This is a genomic window from Demequina sp., from assembly GCF_016278765.1.
GTDB lineage: Bacteria > Actinomycetota > Actinomycetes > Actinomycetales > Demequinaceae > Demequina.
On sequence record NZ_JADQBE010000031.1, the window covers coordinates 84,919 to 101,656 of the forward strand.

The 16,738-nt window shown below is 66.0% G+C and carries 16 protein-coding genes; all 16 read right to left on the reverse strand.

Annotated features, from left to right (window positions below; genetic code table 11):
• Positions 1-3: 3 nt before the first annotated feature.
• Entirely contained in the window at positions 4-3,324 is a 3,321-nt protein-coding gene (gene carB / locus QZZ29_RS06315) for a carbamoyl-phosphate synthase large subunit (protein ID WP_291382140.1), read from the reverse strand.
• The gene (gene carA, locus QZZ29_RS06320) at positions 3,324-4,472 is read right to left on the reverse strand and encodes a glutamine-hydrolyzing carbamoyl-phosphate synthase small subunit (RefSeq protein WP_291382141.1); all 1,149 of its coding nucleotides are present in this window, start codon (positions 4,470-4,472) and stop codon (positions 3,324-3,326) included. The genes carB and carA overlap by 1 nt, the downstream gene beginning before the upstream one ends.
• The gene (locus tag QZZ29_RS06325; RefSeq protein WP_291382142.1) at positions 4,469-5,767 is read right to left on the reverse strand and encodes a dihydroorotase; all 1,299 of its coding nucleotides are present in this window, start codon (positions 5,765-5,767) and stop codon (positions 4,469-4,471) included. The genes carA and QZZ29_RS06325 overlap by 4 nt, the downstream gene beginning before the upstream one ends.
• Positions 5,764-6,720 carry an aspartate carbamoyltransferase catalytic subunit gene (locus tag QZZ29_RS06330; protein WP_291382143.1) on the reverse strand — a complete coding sequence of 319 codons (957 nt, stop codon included), beginning with the start codon at positions 6,718-6,720 and terminating at the stop codon, positions 5,764-5,766. The genes QZZ29_RS06325 and QZZ29_RS06330 overlap by 4 nt, the downstream gene beginning before the upstream one ends.
• Positions 6,717-7,262, reverse strand: coding sequence for a bifunctional pyr operon transcriptional regulator/uracil phosphoribosyltransferase PyrR (gene pyrR, locus QZZ29_RS06335; protein ID WP_291382144.1), 546 nt, complete (start codon positions 7,260-7,262; stop codon positions 6,717-6,719). The genes QZZ29_RS06330 and pyrR overlap by 4 nt, the downstream gene beginning before the upstream one ends.
• 51 nt (positions 7,263-7,313) lie before the next feature.
• Positions 7,314-7,745 carry a transcription antitermination factor NusB gene (nusB, locus tag QZZ29_RS06340; protein WP_291382145.1) on the reverse strand — a complete coding sequence of 144 codons (432 nt, stop codon included), beginning with the start codon at positions 7,743-7,745 and terminating at the stop codon, positions 7,314-7,316.
• Positions 7,746-8,309, reverse strand: coding sequence for an elongation factor P (efp, locus tag QZZ29_RS06345; protein WP_291382146.1), 564 nt, complete (start codon positions 8,307-8,309; stop codon positions 7,746-7,748).
• Positions 8,310-8,349: 40 nt separating this feature from the next.
• Positions 8,350-8,793, reverse strand: coding sequence for a type II 3-dehydroquinate dehydratase (gene aroQ / locus QZZ29_RS06350; protein WP_291382147.1), 444 nt, complete (start codon positions 8,791-8,793; stop codon positions 8,350-8,352).
• A gap of 48 nt (positions 8,794-8,841) precedes the next feature.
• Positions 8,842-9,972 (reverse strand): 3-dehydroquinate synthase, encoded by a 1,131-nt coding sequence (gene aroB / locus QZZ29_RS06355; protein ID WP_291382148.1) that lies wholly within the window; start codon positions 9,970-9,972, stop codon positions 8,842-8,844.
• Complete coding sequence (locus QZZ29_RS06360; RefSeq protein ID WP_291382149.1) at positions 9,969-10,484, reverse strand: shikimate kinase; 516 nt, start codon at positions 10,482-10,484, stop codon at positions 9,969-9,971. Before QZZ29_RS06360 ends, aroB begins: the two co-directional genes overlap by 4 nt.
• Positions 10,484-11,668, reverse strand: a complete 1,185-nt coding sequence (aroC, locus tag QZZ29_RS06365; protein ID WP_291382150.1) for a chorismate synthase — start codon at positions 11,666-11,668, stop codon at positions 10,484-10,486. Before aroC ends, QZZ29_RS06360 begins: the two co-directional genes overlap by 1 nt.
• A gap of 65 nt (positions 11,669-11,733) precedes the next feature.
• Positions 11,734-12,582, reverse strand: coding sequence for a hypothetical protein (locus QZZ29_RS06370; RefSeq protein ID WP_291382151.1), 849 nt, complete (start codon positions 12,580-12,582; stop codon positions 11,734-11,736).
• Between the two features lie 3 nt (positions 12,583-12,585).
• Complete coding sequence (locus QZZ29_RS06375) at positions 12,586-13,299, reverse strand: PilN domain-containing protein (RefSeq protein WP_291382152.1); 714 nt, start codon at positions 13,297-13,299, stop codon at positions 12,586-12,588.
• Positions 13,296-14,357, reverse strand: a complete 1,062-nt coding sequence (gene pilM, locus QZZ29_RS06380; RefSeq protein ID WP_291382153.1) for a type IV pilus assembly protein PilM — start codon at positions 14,355-14,357, stop codon at positions 13,296-13,298. The genes QZZ29_RS06375 and pilM overlap by 4 nt, the downstream gene beginning before the upstream one ends.
• A 49-nt stretch (positions 14,358-14,406) precedes the next feature.
• Positions 14,407-15,189 (reverse strand): A24 family peptidase, encoded by a 783-nt coding sequence (locus QZZ29_RS06385; RefSeq protein ID WP_291382154.1) that lies wholly within the window; start codon positions 15,187-15,189, stop codon positions 14,407-14,409.
• Between the two features lie 9 nt (positions 15,190-15,198).
• Positions 15,199-16,728 carry a hypothetical protein gene (locus QZZ29_RS06390; RefSeq protein WP_291382155.1) on the reverse strand — a complete coding sequence of 510 codons (1,530 nt, stop codon included), beginning with the start codon at positions 16,726-16,728 and terminating at the stop codon, positions 15,199-15,201.
• Between the last annotated feature and the right edge of the window lie 10 nt (positions 16,729-16,738).

A 16,738-nucleotide genomic window follows, 5' to 3' on the forward strand; every position in this document is an offset into this window, starting at 1 on the left:
ACTCTACCTGGGCGTTCTCATCGATGCGATGTCTCGCGCCACATCTTGCAGGCTCATCACCTCAAAGCGCCCTCGCTGGAGCGCCTCGATCGCCTGGACCGCCGCCGCAAGTTGCTGCGTGGTGGTGATGATCGCCACGTCCGCCGCCGTGGCGGCTGCGCGGATCTCATAGCCGTCTGCGCGCGCGCCTTGACCGGACGGGGTGTTGACAACCATGTCGATGTATCCGTCATTGATGAGGTCCACGATGGTGGGCTCCCCGTCAGGTCCCTTGCCCTGAGACTTCTTGCGGACCACTTCGGAGGGAATTCCGTGTCGCGACAGAACTCGGCGCGTTCCCTCCGTTGCCAGGATGGAGAATCCCAACTGATGGAGCCGTGCCACCGGGAAGGTGATGGCCCGCTTGTCACGGTCCGCCGTCGAGACGAAGACGGTGCCGGACAGCGGCAGACCGCCGATGGCGCCGGCCTGCGACTTCGCGAACGCGAGCGGGAAGGTCTCATCGAACCCCATGACTTCGCCGGTGGACCGCATCTCGGGGCCCAGAATGGAGTCCACCGCAAGGCCGCCATGCGTGCGGAAGCGCTTGAACGGCAGCACGGCCTCCTTGACGGCGATGCGAGCGTGATCGTCGTACACGCTTGCGTCGAGTTCTGGAAGCATTCCCTCCGCCTTCAACTCCGCGATGGTGGCGCCCAGCATGACGCGCGCGGCCGCCTTGGCCAGGGCAACTCCGGTCGCCTTGGCCACAAACGGCACCGTCCGGGATGCTCGCGGGTTCGCCTCCAGGACGTACAGCACGTCGCTGGCGAGCGCGAACTGCACGTTCATGAGTCCCCGGACGCCGATGCCGCGCGCCAGCGCCTCCGTCGAGACCCGGATGCGGTCAAGATCCGCCGCCGACAACGTCACCGGGGGCAACACGCACGCCGAGTCCCCGGAGTGGATTCCCGCCTCCTCGATGTGCTCCATGACGCCGCCAAGGAACATCTGGTCGCCGTCAAAGATGGCGTCAACGTCGATCTCGATCGCATCGTCCAGGAACTTGTCGATCAGCAGCGGAGCATCCGTCACGTGGTCCCCCACGCCCGCCATCCGGGTGCCGTAGTCGGCGAGCTGCTCGCGCGAGTACACAATCTCCATGCCGCGGCCGCCGAGCACGTACGACGGCCTCACGAGCACGGGATAGCCGATGCGTTCGGCGATCTCGGTCGCCTCGTCGATCCCGTGAGCGGTGCCGTACTGCGGAGCCGGCAGGCCCGCGGTCTCCAGCACCACGCCAAACTCGCGACGGTCCTCCGCCTTGTTGATCGCCTCCGGCGTGGTGCCCAGGATGGGCACCCCCGCGTCGGAGAGCCGCTGGGCGAGGCTCAACGGCGTCTGGCCACCCAACTGCACCAGCATGCCCTTGATGGGCCCCGCGGCCTTCTCCGCCTCATAGACGGCCATCACGTCCTCGAAGGTGAGTGGCTCAAAGTAGAGGCGATCGGACGTGTCGTAGTCCGTCGAGACCGTCTCGGGGTTGCAGTTGATCATGACGGTCTCGTACTGGTCCTTGAGCGTGAGTGCCGCATGCACGCACGAGTAGTCGAACTCAATTCCCTGTCCGATGCGGTTGGGCCCGGAGCCGAGGATGAGGACGGCCTCCCGCTCGCGGGGCTGCACCTCGTTCTCCTCGTCGTAGGAGCTGTAGTGGTACGGGGTGTGCGCCTCGAACTCGGCGGCGCACGTGTCCACCGTCTTGAACACCGGAATCACCCCGGCATCGACGCGTGCCGAGGCGATCGCGGACTCGTCGATGTGTCGCAGCTTGGCCATCTGGGCGTCCGAGAATCCGTGGCTCTTAGCGCGCCGCAGCAAAGGTTCGTCCAGGCCCGGCGCACCGGTGACCTCGAGTGCGATCTCGTTCATCAACAGGATCTGGTCCAGGAACCAGGGGTCAATGCCGGTGGCGTCGAAGACTCGGTCCACCACATCGGGGTCGTTGATCGCGGCTCGCAGCGCCTGCTGGACCTGGATCAGTCGCTGCTCGGTGGGGATCGCGCACTGAGCCAGGAGCGCATCGAGTGCCTCGCCGGTGGGCGGTTCGCCCTCCCAGTGGAACACCTGACCCTTCTTGTCGATCGACCGCATCGCCTTGCCCAGCGCTTCGGTGAAGTTCCTGCCGAGCGCCATGGCCTCCCCTACCGACTTCATGGTGGTGGTGAGCACGGGGTCGGCCGCCGGGAACTTCTCGAAGGCGAAGCGGGGTACCTTGACCACCACGTAGTCGAGGGTCGGCTCGAAGCTTGCGGGCGTGGAACCGGTGATGTCGTTGGGGATCTCGTCGAGCGTGTACCCGATCGCCAGCCGCGCGGCGATCTTGGCGATCGGAAAGCCCGTGGCCTTGGAGGCGAGGGCCGACGAGCGCGACACGCGCGGGTTCATCTCGATCACGATGACGCGCCCGGTGGTTGGCTCAACGGCAAACTGGATGTTGCAGCCGCCGGTGTCGACTCCCACCTCACGGATGACCGCGATGCCGACGTCGCGAAGCTTCTGATACTCCCGGTCGGTGAGGGTCAGGGCCGGCGCGACCGTGACGGAGTCTCCGGTGTGCACGCCCACCGGGTCCAGGTTCTCGATGGAGCACACCACCACAACGTTGTCGTGCTTGTCGCGCATCAGCTCGAGTTCGTATTCCTTCCACCCCAGGATGGACTCCTCGAGCAGCACCTCGGTCGAGGGCGAATAGCGCAGTCCCGCCCCGCCGATGCGGCGCAGATCCTCCTCGTCGTAGGCAAGGCCCGAGCCGAGGCCTCCCATGGTGAAGGAGGGGCGCACCACGACGGGGTATTTCAGATCCTCTGCCGCCGCGACCAGCTCGTCCATGGTGTGGCAGATGTGGGAACGGGCGCTGTCCGCGCCGCAGCGCTCCACCACGCCCTTGAAGAGCTCGCGGTTTTCTCCCAGGTTGATGGCCTCCAGGCTGGCGCCGATGAGTTCGACGTTGTAGCGCTCCAGAATGTCCGCCTCAGCCACCGCAATCGCCGCGTTGAGCGCGGTCTGGCCGCCCAGGGTCGCGAGCAGCGCGTCGGGGCGCTCCTTCTCGATGATCCGTTCGATCACGTCGGTGGTGATCGGCTCCACGTAGGTCGCGTCGGCGAACTCGGGGTCGGTCATGATCGTGGCCGGGTTCGAGTTGAGCAGCACCACGCGCAGGCCCTCGGCCTTGAGCACCCGGCACGCCTGGGTTCCCGAGTAGTCAAACTCGCAGGCCTGGCCGATGACGATCGGGCCGGAGCCGATCACCATTACGGTGTGGATATCGTCGCGGCGGGGCACTAGCGGGTCCCTTCCAAGGTGCGTCGACCGTTCATGAGGTCGAGGAATCGGTCAAAGAGATACGCGGCATCGTGCGGGCCTGCCGCCGCCTCCGGGTGGTACTGGACCGAGAAGGCGGGCAGGTCGAGGCATTCGAGCCCCTCCACCACATCATCGTTGAGGCACACGTGGCTGACATGGACACGGCCGTAACCGTGGGGCGACTCGCTCGCATCACCCAGCGGTGCGTCGACCGCGAAGCCGTGATTGTGGCTCGTGATCTCCACCTTGCCGGTGGTCCGGTCCATGACCGGCTGGTTGATGCCGCGGTGGCCAAAGCGGAGCTTGTAGGTGCCATAGCCGAGCGCACGTCCCAACAGCTGGTTGCCGAAGCAGATCCCGAACAGGGGCACGCGCGCGTCGAGAATCGCGCGGATCACCTCGACGGTCCGGTCTGCGGCGGCCGGGTCGCCGGGGCCGTTGGAGAAGAACACGCCGTCGGGCTCGCGCGCAAGGATCTGGTCCGCGGTCCACGACGACGGAACCACGGTTACCTTGATGCCGCGCTGGGCCATCAGTTCGGGTGTCGTGGCCTTGATGCCAAGGTCGACGGCGACCACGTGCGCGACCCGTTCGACGCCGTCGGGCGGCTCGATGACGTAGTCGCCGTCGATGGAGACCGCGTCGGCGAGGTGCGCCCCCGCCATCGGCGCTGCGGCGCGCACCCGGGCCAGCAAGTCCGCATCGTTCGCGAGGGCGTCTCCGGAGAAGATCCCGCCGCGCATGGAGCCGAACGTGCGCAGGGTTCGGGTGAGCTTGCGGGTGTCGATGCCCGACATGCTGACGATGCCCTGCTCCGCAAGGTCGTCGCCGAGGGAGCGCTGCGACCGCCAGTTGCTTGGTCGCCTCGCCGGTTCCCGCATGACAAACCCTGACACCCAGATGCGGCGGGACTCGGCGTCCTCGTCGTTCATGCCGGTGTTGCCGATGTGCGGCGCCGTCATGACCACGATCTGCCGGTAGTACGACGGGTCGGTGAGCGTTTCCTGGTAGCCGGTCATGCCGGTGTTGAAGACGATTTCGCCGAGGGTCTCGCCGCGGGCCCCGTATGCCTCGCCGCGGTACACATCACCGTTCTCGAGGACGAGCACGGCCGGTTCGTTGGTCACGCGAAGGCTCCTTCACATCGGGGGTCAAGAAAGGTGGGCGTGCCGCGCAGGAACGTCGCCACCGCTCGGCCGGGCAACACCCTGCCAGCGTAGGGACTGTTCCGCGACCTGCTCGCGTGCGAGACGGGATCCACGGTGTGCTCCGCGCGGGGGTCCACCAGGGTCAGATTCGCCGGTTCGCCCGCCGCGATGGGCCGGCCATGCCACTGCGACACGCGGCCGATAGCGGCGGGCGTGGTCGACATGACTCGTGCCACATCCCTCCACGTCATGAGACCGGAATCGACCATCACGCTTTGGACGATGCCCAGCGCGGTCTCGAGCCCGGTCATGCCGAAGGCGGCCGCGGCCCACTCGCAGTCCTTGTCCTCGACGGGGTGCGGCGCGTGGTCCGTGGCAACGATGTCGATGGTGCCGTCCGCAAGCCCCTGACGCACGGCGTCGACGTCCTCGGCGGTGCGTAGCGGCGGGTTGACCTTGAACAGCGGGTTGTAGCTGCGCGCCTCCTCGTGGGTGAGGAACAGGTGGTGTGGCGTCGCCTCGGCCGTCACCTGGATGCCGCGCGACTTGGCCCACCGGACGATGTCCACGGAGCCGGCGGTGGACAGGTGCTGGAGGTGCACCCGGGAGCCCACGTGCCCCGCCAGCAGCACGTCGCGCGCCACGATCGACTCCTCGGCTACCGCGGGCCAACCCGTCAGCCCGAGTTCGGCCGAAATCTCGCCCTCGTGCATCTGCGATCCCTCGGTCAGGCGCAGGTCTTGAGGATGCTGCAGCACGGCGCCGTCAAAGGACTTCACGTACTCGAGGGCGCGACGCATGATGACGGGGTCGTTGACGCAGATGCCGTCGTCGCTGAACAGCCGCACCCTGGCGCGCGAGTGCGCCATCGCGCCCATCTCCGACAGGTGCTCGCCCTTGAGGCCCACCGTGACCGCTCCCACGGGGTACACGTCCACCAGGCCCACCTCGCGGCCGCGTGACCACACCTGCTCGACAACGCCCGCGGTGTCCGCCACCGGGGTGGTGTTGGCCATCGCATGAACGGCGGTCCAACCGCCTCTGGCCGCAGCACGGGAGCCGGTCTCGATGGTCTCGGCGTCCTCGCGGCCGGGCTCGCGCAGGTGGGTGTGAAGATCCACGAGTCCGGGCAGTAGCACCAGGCCGTCCGCGTCCACGCGCACGGCCGTCGACGGGGCGTCCCCCACCGGAACGATGACCCCGTTCACGACCGCAACATCGGCCGCCTTCTCGCCGTAGACAAGCGCGCCGGAAATGATGAATGCGCCGCTCACATCTGCTCCTCTCCCGCCAAGAGCAGGTAGAGCGCCGCCATGCGCACCGCCACCCCGTTGGCCACCTGTTCCACGATCACGGAGCGGGGGCTGTCCGCCGCTTCCGCCGAAATTTCCAGGCCCCTGTTCATGGGGCCGGGGTGCATGATGATCGCGTGCTCAGGCAGGCGCGCCATCCGCTGCCCGTCGAGCCCGAACAGCCGCGTGTACTCCTGGGGGCTGGGGAAGAACGCCGCCCCCCCGCCGGTCATGCGTTCGCGCTGGACCCGCAGCATCATCACGGCATCGATCTGGGGCCCGTCGAGCGCCGCGTCCAGTCCGTGCACCACGGTCACGGGCCACGGGCCGATGCCCACAGGCAGCAGCGTGGGCGGCGCCACGAGAGTCACCTTGGCGCCGAGCGTGGTCAGCAGGTGAACGTTGGAGCGCGCCACGCGCGAGTGGAGGATGTCCCCCACGATCGCGACGTGAAGGCCGTCAAGGCCCTTGCCGTCGGGGCCGTCCACGAGGTGTCGGCGCATCGTGTAGGCGTCCAGGAGTGCCTGGGTGGGGTGCTGGTGGGTGCCGTCGCCGGCGTTCAGGACGCTGCCGTGCAGCCACCCGCCGTGGGCCAGCTGGTCGGCCGCGCCGGACGCCCAGTGGCGGATGACCACCGCATCGGCGCCCATGGCCTGGAGCGTCAGCGCCGTGTCCTTGAGGCTCTCGCCCTTGGACACGCTGGAGCCCTTGGCGGAGAAGTTGATGACGTCCGCGCTGAGGCGCTTGGCGGCGGCCTCGAAACTGATGCGCGTGCGCGTCGAGTCCTCGAAGAACAGGTTGACCACCGTCTTGCCGCGCAGCGTGGGCAGCTTGCGGATCTCGCGCTCCTGCGTGGCGGCCATCTGCGCCGCCGTGTCCAGAATGAGCACGGCCTCCTCCCGGCTGAGGTCCTGAGTGCCGAGGAGGTGCTTCATCGCTCGCCTCCGGTCAGGATGACCGCGTCTTCGCCGTCGACCTCCGTGAGGTGGACATCCACCCTTTCCGAACGCGAGGTGGGGATGTTCTTGCCCACAAAGTCGGCTCGGATCGGCAGCTCCCGGTGCCCCCGGTCCACCAACACAGCCAACTGGACCGATTGCGGCCTGCCCACGTCCTTGACCGCGTCGAGTGCGGCCCTGATGGTGCGACCCGTGTGGAAGACGTCGTCGACCAGGATGACCACGGCGTCGTCGATCCCCTGCGGAGGCAAGGTGGTGGGCCCGATGGTGCGGGTCGGTTGGCGGTACAGGTCATCGCGATACATCGTGATGTCGAGCGCGCCGCAGCGTTCGCGCGCGTCGAATCCGCTTTCCACAGTGGCGATCTTTGCCGCCAGCCGCTCGGCCAGCGGAAGCCCGCGCGTGGGGATTCCCAGCAGGACGATGTTGGCGGCACCGCCATTGCGTTCGAGAATCTCGTGGGCAATGCGGGTGAGCGCCCGATCAATGTCGGGCGAGCCAAGAATGGTGCCGGTCAAGGCGGCCTCCTTCTCCGCCTCACAGGACGGCTCTTAAAGGGGTGTTGCCCGTCAGCCTAGCGGAACACCGCCACCGGGTTGGGCTGCGTCCTCAGCGATTCTGCCCAGCACGCCGTTGATGAATCTGGGCGAGTCGTCGGTCGACAAGTCCGTGGCCAGATCGACGGCCTCATCGATCGCGACAGCTGCGGAAACGTCGTCGTTGAAGACAATCTCCCAGACGGCGATCCGCAGCAGGGCGCGGTCGACAGCCGGCATCCGATCGACGGTCCATTCCGTCGAGGCCGACTGGAGTAGATGCTGAATCTCGGTCCAGTGGGCCACCACTCCCCGGACGATCTCGGCCGAGTACTCGGGCAGAGCCGTTTCCCGTCCGGACAGCGCGACGCGCTCCTCCAGAATATGAGAGACGTTCGCGCCCCGTTGGTCCGCCTCGAACAGGACGTCCAGAGCGCGTTTGCGAGCCTTGGTGCGTGCGCTCATCTAGTCGTTGACACGGCTGAGGTACTCGCCCGAGGTGGTGTTGACCTTGACTTTGGTGCCGGCCTCAAGAAACAGCGGCACCTGAATCTCGCGGCCCGTCTCCAGCGTGGCGGGCTTGGTTCCGCCGGACGACCGGTCGCCCTGCAAGCCCGGTTCGGTGTACGTGACCTCGAGCACGACTGACGGGGGCAGCTCCACAAAGATGGGGTTGCCGTTGTGTGAGCCGATGAGCGCCTTGTCGTTCTCCAGGAGGAAATCCTTGGCGTCGCCCATGATCTGAGGGCTCACCGGGATCTGGTCGAAGGTATCCGGGTCCATGAAGATGTAGTCCGTGCCGTCGTTGTACAGGTATTGCATGTCCCGTCGGTCTACGGTCTCGAACTCGACCTTGGTGCCCGCGTTGAACGTCTTGTCGACCACCTTGCCGGACATCACGTTTTTCATCTTGGTGCGCACGAACGCGCCGCCCTTGCCAGGCTTGACGTGCTGGAAGTCGATGATCGTCCAGAGGTTGCCGTCGATGTTCAGTACGGAACCGTTCTTGATGTCGTTCGAGGTCGCCACAATCGTCCTTGCAGTTGAGTGAAAAAGTCCGTCCGCCAGTCTAGCCGACGCGCCCCGCCACGGCCTGAAGAGCCAGCCGATACGAGTCGACGCCGAATCCGGCGATCGTGCCCGTCGCCACGCCGGAGATCACGGAGGTGCTTCTGAAGGCTTCGCGGGCGTGTGGGTTGGTGAGGTGCACCTCCACCAGGGCAAGCCCTGCCGCGGTGACCAGCGCGCACGCATCGCGCAGGGCGTAGGAGTAGTGGGTGAAGGCCGCGGGGTTCAGTATCACGTGGGTGCCGGTGTCGACGGCCTCGTGCATCCAGTGCACCAGGTCGGTCTCGTCATCCGACTGGCGAAGGGTCGCCTCGAGACCTACCTCGGAGCCCCACTGCATCACCAACGCGGCGAGCTCGTCGTGCGTGGTCGAACCGTACTTCTCGGGTTCGCGCGTGCCGAGGCGCCCTAGGTTGGGGCCGTTGACCACAAGGACGTTGCTCATGCCGCCCAGCGTAGCGGCGACCTCAGGCCGCCTTTCTACGGCGCGCGGCTAGCGGCTGACGGCATCGTACGCAGCCACCAGCAATGTTGGGTCGGGCCCTTCGAGACGTTGGGGGTTGCCGATGCCGTGCAACACCACAAAGCGCAACAGGTCTCCCCTGCTTTTCTTGTCCCGCTTCATGGCGGTATAGAGCGCATCCCACCGTTCGGCCGCATACGTGGTGGGCAAGCCCAACGAACGAAGGACGGAACGATGCCGGTCAACCTCCTCGTCTGACAGCTTTCCGACCAGACGCGACAATTCCGCGGCATAGACCATGCCTACGGACACGGCGGCTCCGTGCCTCCACTGGTAGCGCTCGGTGTACTCGATGGCGTGGCCAAAAGTGTGGCCGTAGTTGAGGATCTCCCGATGGAAGGACTCCTTGAGGTCCGCGGCAACCGCCGACGCCTTGACTGCGACTTTTCGCGCCACAAGCTCCGCCAGCACTGGCACGGCCGCGGGATCAAGTTGACGCGTATCGGCGCCCGAGGCTGTTCTGGAGCCCGACTGAGGAGCGTCCGCCGTCAGCAACGGGGCGTTGGCCTCGATAATGGTGAGGATCTGGGGGTCTGCTATCAATCCACCCTTGACCACTTCGGCCAGACCGGACACCAGATCATGCCTGGGTAACGTGAACAGGCGATCCGTGTCGCACCACACGCTGAGCGGTTCATGGAACGCGCCCGCCAGGTTCTTACCCTCCGCCGTATTGATGCCCGTCTTGCCACCGACCGCCGCGTCCACCATGCCCAGCAAGGTGGTGGGCACCTGGATGACGTCGATGCCGCGCAGCCACGTCGCTGCGACGAATCCGGCCAGGTCGGTGACGGCGCCCCCGCCGAGACCGATCACCACATCAGAACGAGTGAAGTCGGACTTGCCGAGTACCTGCCAGCAGAAGGCCAGCACCTCCGCCGTCTTGCCTTCCTCGGCATCGGGAACCTCAGCCCTGACAGGAGTCATCCCCCGTGCCTCGATCGCGCGGCTCAGCGCGTCGGCTCGGGACGTCATCGGCGCGGAGTACACGATGAGCGCCTTGCGGACCCGCTCGGGAATCGAACTGGCGACGGCCTCGTCAAGGCCCGCACCCACGGTCACTGTGTACGGCTTCGCCGTGGCGACCGTGATCTCGGTCACGAGACGGCCTGCGCAATCTCGGCGGCGATTTGGGAGGGCTTGCGGTTGTCCGTCAGCACGGTGACCGTTGCGAGGCGCTCGTAGACCGGGCGGCGTTCGTTCATCAAGGCGAGCCACTTCTGCCGCGGGTTGCCCAGCAGTAAGGGCCTTGTCGCGTTGAGGCCAACCCGGGGTACCGCGGCGGTCAGGCCGACGTCGAGGAAGGCAACCGTTCCCCCGCCGGCCGCGTATTGGGCCAGCAAAGATTGGGTTTCGCCGTCGATCGGTGCGCCTCCGCCGAGGCTGAGTACGCCGTCGTGCTCGGCGATCGCCGTGGCCACTGCCACGCGCTCGACCTCACGAAAGTACTGCTCGCCGTCGGACACGAAGATGTCGGCCACGGAGCGCCCTTCGGCCGCCTCCACATCGGCGTCGGTGTCGCGCAAGTCTGTACCGAGCAGGCGCGCCAACACCACCCCCACGGAAGACTTTCCGGAGCCGGGAGGTCCAATGAGGACGACGACGGGAGCCATCAGCGCAGCGAGTCGGGGATGGAGGCCTTGTAGGCCTCGATGTTGCGTCGAGTCTCGGCGACGGAGTCGCCTCCGAACTTCTCCAGGAGCGCATCGGCGAGGGTCAGCGCGACCATCGCCTGTGCCACCACCGCTGCAGGGGCGACGGCGCACACGTCGGAGCGCTGATGGATGGCCTTCGCCGCCTCGCCGGTGGCCACGTCGATCGTGTCGAGCGCTCGCGGCACCGTTGAGATGGGCTTCATCGCGGCCCGGACGCGCAAAGGCTCACCGTTGGTCATGCCACCTTCGACCCCACCCGCGCGGTTGGTGCGACGGCGCACTCCCCCATCGACGTACTCAATCTCATCGTGAGCCGCGGAGCCCCTCCGGGCTGCGGTGCGCATCCCGTCGCCCACTTCGACCGCCTTGATGGCCTGGATGCCCATCAAGGCGCCCGCGAGCCGGGAGTCGAGGCGTCGGTCCCAGTGGACATGTGATCCGAGCCCGACGGGCAATCCGTACGCGACCACCTCGGCCACTCCGCCTAGGGTGTCGCCGTCCTTCCGGCACTGGTCGATCTCGGCCACCATCGCGGCGGAAGTCTCGGGATGGAAGCAACGAATGGGGTCGGCGTCTAAGGCCGGGGTGGAGCCAGCGGGCGGCAGGGCCGCATCCTCCGGCACGGTAATGGGACCCACCTGAACCGTGTGGGACACCAGCTCGATGCTGGCGGCCTGCCGCAGGAACGCCTCGGCGACGGCGCCAAGCGCCACCCGGGCCGCAGTCTCCCGGGCGGAGGCGCGCTCGAGGACCGGGCGCGCGTCATCGAAGCCGTACTTGGTCATGCCCACCAGATCCGCGTGGCCCGGACGCGGTCGAGTCAACGACTGCGCCCGGCCGCCCTTGAGGAGCTCCGGATCAACAGGGTCGGCGGACATCACGGTCTCCCATTTGGGCCACTCGGTGTTGCCGATCATGATGGCGACGGGCCCACCCTGCGTGAGCCCGTGGCGCACGCCACCGAGGAACGTCACTTCGTCCTGTTCAAAGGCCATCCGCGCGCCCCTGCCGTAGCCGAGCCGCCTCCGGGCCAACCCGTCGCGAACGACCTGCGACGTGACCTCGACGCCTGCTGGCAACCCCTCGAGGGTGCCCACCAGGGCCTGACCGTGTGATTCACCAGCAGTAAGCCATCTGAGCATGGGGCTCATTCTTCCATGACTAAGGCCGGGCGCCATGCGGCAGCCCGGCCCGAGTCACCGTTGAGTTAGGGAGTGCCCGCGTTTCCCGTACCCGGGATGGGAACGAACGCGTTTCGCGTGATGTCCCCAGTGAATGGAGGGGTCGTGGCGGGCTCCTTGATCGGCAGCGACAACTCCGGGTCGAACAGGTTGAAAACCAGGCCCGTGATGTTGATCACCCAGTCGCCTTCCTCCAGAAGAGGTCGGGCAGCCTGGGCATCGGCGCCGGCAGAACGAGAAATGTCGAAGTTCGTCACGGTGAAGAAGCGCGAATTCTGCGTCTGCATATCCAGGAGGAAGCGCAAGATGGGCGCTGGCTTGCCCTCCGTGGTGATCGTCACGGGCGTCTGCACAAGACCCGTCACTTGCGGTGAATCCGCCACGGGAGCGGGCGTGTCTGCGGGTGCGACAGGATCGGCGCTAGGCGCCGCCGAGGCGCTTGGCTCAGCGGTAGCATCCACACCGGTGTCGGCGTCCGCGGGGTCGGCGCCCACCGCGACACCGACGTCGCTGGTGGGTGGCACGACATCCGTGGGGGTGCCGTACGTCATCGTCACCGTCGGCAGTCCCTGCTTGCGCAGGCTGTCGTTCACGAGCCGCTCCAGTGCGGCCTGTTCTGGCGTCGGGGGTAGATCCAGACTAATCGCAGCAATCTCCGCGTACCAGTCGTCGACGTTCTTCTCTGCACTCTGTGCAGCCAGGATTTGCGTGTCCAGGAGATCGTTGAATTCCCGAGCACTCTCGAGTTCCGTCGTCGCAGTCGAGGTCTTTTCGAGCTCCGGCGAGATGAGCAGGAAGTACACGCCCGCCCCCACCAGGATCGAAACGAGGAGCGCGCCCAACATCCACACGACAGTTCCGGAAGCGTTCTTCATGATCTAGCCTTCGCTTTCTGCAGAGGGAGACGGAGACGGAGTCACAAACTCCTGCTCGGTCACCGTGCGCACCGACAGGGCATTCGACGTGATTCGCGTTGATCCGGTGAATGTCCAGTACGGAGTCTCACCTTCGGCGGGCGGCCCAATCGTGATGGAGGCGATGTAACTGTTTTGAAAAGCGGGCAACTCGTCGAGCGCATCCTGAAAAGCCGCGACGTCTGCCTCGCTTGCAGCCTCGCCCGAGAAGAACAATTGGCCGAGATCCGGTTGCTGGAAGGGAGTCCCGTCAAGCAACAACGGCTCAGACGGAGTCGCCGCAGACACCGCCAAGGTCGTGAGTGAGATGCCAGTCGGAGTCGACGTGAGAAGCGAGTTGAGTTGCGTCGCCCACGTGATGTCGGCGCTGCCGGCCAACGCCCGAGCATTCACCGCGTTGTCCAGTGCCGCCCGCAACACGGGGATGTAGTCGTACGTCGCAAGTTCCTCCTGCTTGGCGGCGGTCTTGCTCTGCTCAGCGGCCAGGTCGGACTCTGCCGACACGCGAACCGAATAGGCGTAATACCACGCACCCGCTACAAGTGCGAAGAACAGCACCACCACCACCACGATCAGACGCTTGGAGCGCCTGGCCTTGCGGCGCATTTCGATCTCGGGCGGAAGGAGATCGACAAGCGGGGTGCGCGGCGCACCGACTGCTTCCGGTACGGCGTTCATGCTGCCTCCCCAAACGTCAGGCCGACCGCCACGGGAACGTTGGCCTCGAAACCGCGCACGGCATCGGCTCCCAACTTGCTGCCGATGGTCACGCGCGCAAAGGAGTTTCCGAAGGTGACGGGGAGCCGGCTGGCGGTCGCAAGATGCTGGCCGAGGCCGCGTAGGTGGGCCCCGCCGCCGGTAATGACCACCCGCTCGATAGCCTCGCCGTGGTTGTTGCTGGAGTAGTAGACGAAGGTGTTGCGCACCGCGTCGACAAGAGAGCGCGCGGAGGCAGCGATCGCGTCGTGGGCGGGCACCAATTCCCTGTCCGACGGCGGTTCCATTCCAATGTTGAACTTGATCTGCTCTGCCTGCTGCGCATCAATACGCAGTGCCGTGGCCACCGCGTCCGTCGCCTTGTGACCGCCTGAGGACAGGGTGCGTACCAAGCGGGGTTGGCCCGCCTGGCAGATGACGATGTTGGTCATCTGAGCGCCGATGTCGACGAAGGCCACCACGCGAGACGACAGATCCCCTGCAAGTTGAGCTCGAATCAAAGCGAAGGCGTTGATGTCTACGCCAACGGTTTTGAGCCCGGCGGCATCAACCGCGAGAAGGTTCTGGGACACCAAAGCCTTGGGCGCCGCAACCAGGATTCCGCGCAGTGTCGAGGCGCTGGCCCCCTCGAGAGTCCCCGTCGGATAGAAGTCGAGCACCGATTCGTCGATCGACATCGGCAGCACATCCTGCACCTGGAACGGGAGTGAGGATCGCAACTGCGCCATCGGCATCTCGGGCAACTCGATTTCGCGCACCACCACGCTTTCGGCGCCGACCCCGATAATGACGTCCTTTGTCTTGGGGGACACGATCGAGACGGCGTTCCTAATGGCGGTCGCGACGGCGCCGACATCGACGACTTCGCCGCCTTCAAGCGAGCCGCGCGGAATGGTGACCTGGGCGAAACCCGTGAGGATTCCGGTTCCGGTCGCCATGTCGTTCTTGTTGGCGAACTCAACTTCGGCAAGCTGCACGTGCGTCGAGCCGAGGTCGAGGCCTAGTCGGTGGATTGCCACTTTTTCCCCTTCTTCCAAGGTTCGGTAGTGCTATCGGACACTTTGGTCATCAACTCAAGCCACCCGTCACAAGATCGACATATCCGTGCCCGATCCAGTTTCCTGCAAGGATCCCCAGCCAGGCGCCCGCGATGAGCCAGGGGCCGTACGGGATGGCCACTCCGCGCGCGCGCCTGCTGCGGATCACCACGGCGACTCCCACGACTCCCCCGATCAGCGGCCCCGCGATCGCACCCACCGCGACCGCGCTCCACCCCACGGCGCCGAGCGCCAAGCCGAGCATGCCGGCGGCCTTCACATCGCCGAAGCCCATTCCCTTCGGGTAGGCGAACCACAACGCGAAATACACGCCCCCAAGGATCGCGGCGCCGATCAGTGCGCGGGCCAGAATCCACCACTCGTTCTCCATGCCTGCATAGATGGCGATCGCGACTGCCAGCACGGGGTACGCGGGCAGCGTCAGTGCGTCGGGCAAGCGCCGGTGCTCCAGGTCGATGGCAGTGAGAGCCACCGTGATCACTGCCAGGTACACCAGGGCAACTGCCAGCGCGCTCGTTCCGAACACGTCCGCTACCAGCGCGAACACGATGGCCACCGTAAGTTCTACCACCGGATAGCGGGCCGAGATCGGCTCGTGACAGTGACGGCATCGGCGCCGTAACAGCACCCATGACAGTACGGGAATGTTGTCGTACCACGCGAGGTCAGTGCGACAATTCGGGCATCGGCTGGAACCCGTGCGCCACTGCTCCCCCGAAGGTACGCGTGCGATGAGGACGTTGGTGAAGGAGCCGCAGAGCAATCCCAGGCACGCCCCGATGAAGACGATCACGACGCCCGACTATGACACTTCACGCTTGTTGACCAGCTCCACGTCGAACCCGATGATCGAGCTCGTGCCAGCGCCCAGGTCGACTCCGGGCACGCCCACGTTCTCGTACACCATGTCGGAATCGTTCTTGAGGTCGACGGTGCCGCCGTAGATCTGCCCGCGGAAGTTGCCGTGCGGGTTCATGCTGACCGTGCCCGGCGCATACAGGAAGGCCTCGATATTGGCGTCAAATACAATGCTCGTCGAGTTCGACTCGAGGCCGCGCGAGCCGGTGGTGGGCGCCGAGTACGGCACGATGATCCACAGCTTGTGGGGGGCTCCGTCTCCAGATGTGACGGTGAACGACGTCGTCACGCTGAGGCCGTTGAGGAAAATCGCGGTGTCACCGTACAGTGCGAGCGCGCCCTTCTTGATGTCGATGGTGCCGGGGCACGACGAAGGCAGGTCGTAGACAGTCTTCCCTGTCGGGAGGGCGATCGGAGTCGAATCGTTCCAACTGTTGCAGGGGCTGTTTCCGTCCGGGCCGCTCCAGGACGCGTCCATGCGCACACCGAAGTCTGCGGCGGTCTTGACCGTGAAGCCCTCCGCTATCCAGGTCGCGGGCGTCCACTCGATCTGCGGCAGCCCCACCGACGTGAGGTTGGGGATCGCGGAGGCGCCGACATTGGCGGTGATGCCGCCGAGGGCCGTGAGATTCGTGTCGGTCGCGCCGCCGAGCAAGGCGGAGCCGTTGATCGTGATCGCCTTGCTCAGGCTGAGGTTGCCCGAGCGCACGGTGATCGAACCACTCACAGCGTTGGACTCCGACGACGCGGACGTGCTGAGGTTGTTTTGCGTCCACACGTCGCCGTCGACCACGCAGTTGTTCTGCAAGTCGAGGGACCCAGCGGGAAGGAACACGGAGCCGACCGTCTTGATCTGGCTCGACCCGCCCTTACAGGTCCAGTCTCCGCTGTCGATCCACACGTTGGAACTCTCGCCTGGGGTTCCCGGCTCTAGATGGAAAGCCGCGCTCGTACCGAGGCCATTCGCGGAGAAGATGGCTGCAGTGGCACCAGGCGAGTACACCGGTGTGAGGTTGACCTTAGCCTCAAGCGTACGCACCGGCTGAAGTCCCTGCTGTGCGTTAACGGCTGTGGAGGTCGCGCTGATGACCGCCAGGCTAGGGACATCCGAAAGAACATCGCTGCTATCGCAGGTCAGGTTAGTGACGACCCCCGCGGCGTCCACCTTGGAGTAGTCGATCGTCACCACGACTGTACTGGCCTCCGGACCCGACCCGTACGTGAGGCCGCTGAATGCCGGGCCCGGACAGGGCGTGGTGGGGCCTTGCAGGATCGCCATAGTGGTGTCGACAGCGGCTTCCGCGCTGTGAATCTCGGCGGTGCGGACGCGGTCCCGACCGGAGTCGTTCGCGGCAATGATGGTCATACTCACGACGACGCCGGCAACCATGATCCCCAACAACGCGACACCCATTGCCATCACGAGCGCGACGCCGGAGTCATCCTGGCGGCGCGTGATGAAGAAGCGAGACATGGCGGCCCTC

Excerpts from the sequence above, each read along its gene's own strand:
- aroC (WP_291382150.1), bottom strand. The coding sequence starts at position 11,668 with ATGCTCAGATGGCTTACTGCTGGTGAATCACACGGTCAGGCCCTGGTG.
- QZZ29_RS06330 (WP_291382143.1), bottom strand. The coding sequence starts at position 6,720 with ATGAAGCACCTCCTCGGCACTCAGGACCTCAGCCGGGAGGAGGCCGTG.
- aroQ (WP_291382147.1), bottom strand. The coding sequence starts at position 8,793 with ATGAGCAACGTCCTTGTGGTCAACGGCCCCAACCTAGGGCGCCTCGGC.
- QZZ29_RS06390 (WP_291382155.1), bottom strand. The coding sequence starts at position 16,728 with ATGTCTCGCTTCTTCATCACGCGCCGCCAGGATGACTCCGGCGTCGCG.
- nusB (WP_291382145.1), bottom strand. The coding sequence starts at position 7,745 with ATGAGCGCACGCACCAAGGCTCGCAAACGCGCTCTGGACGTCCTGTTC.
- QZZ29_RS06370 (WP_291382151.1), bottom strand. The coding sequence starts at position 12,582 with ATGAAGAACGCTTCCGGAACTGTCGTGTGGATGTTGGGCGCGCTCCTC.
- QZZ29_RS06360 (WP_291382149.1), bottom strand. The coding sequence starts at position 10,484 with ATGGCTCCCGTCGTCGTCCTCATTGGACCTCCCGGCTCCGGAAAGTCT.
- QZZ29_RS06375 (WP_291382152.1), bottom strand. The coding sequence starts at position 13,299 with ATGAACGCCGTACCGGAAGCAGTCGGTGCGCCGCGCACCCCGCTTGTC.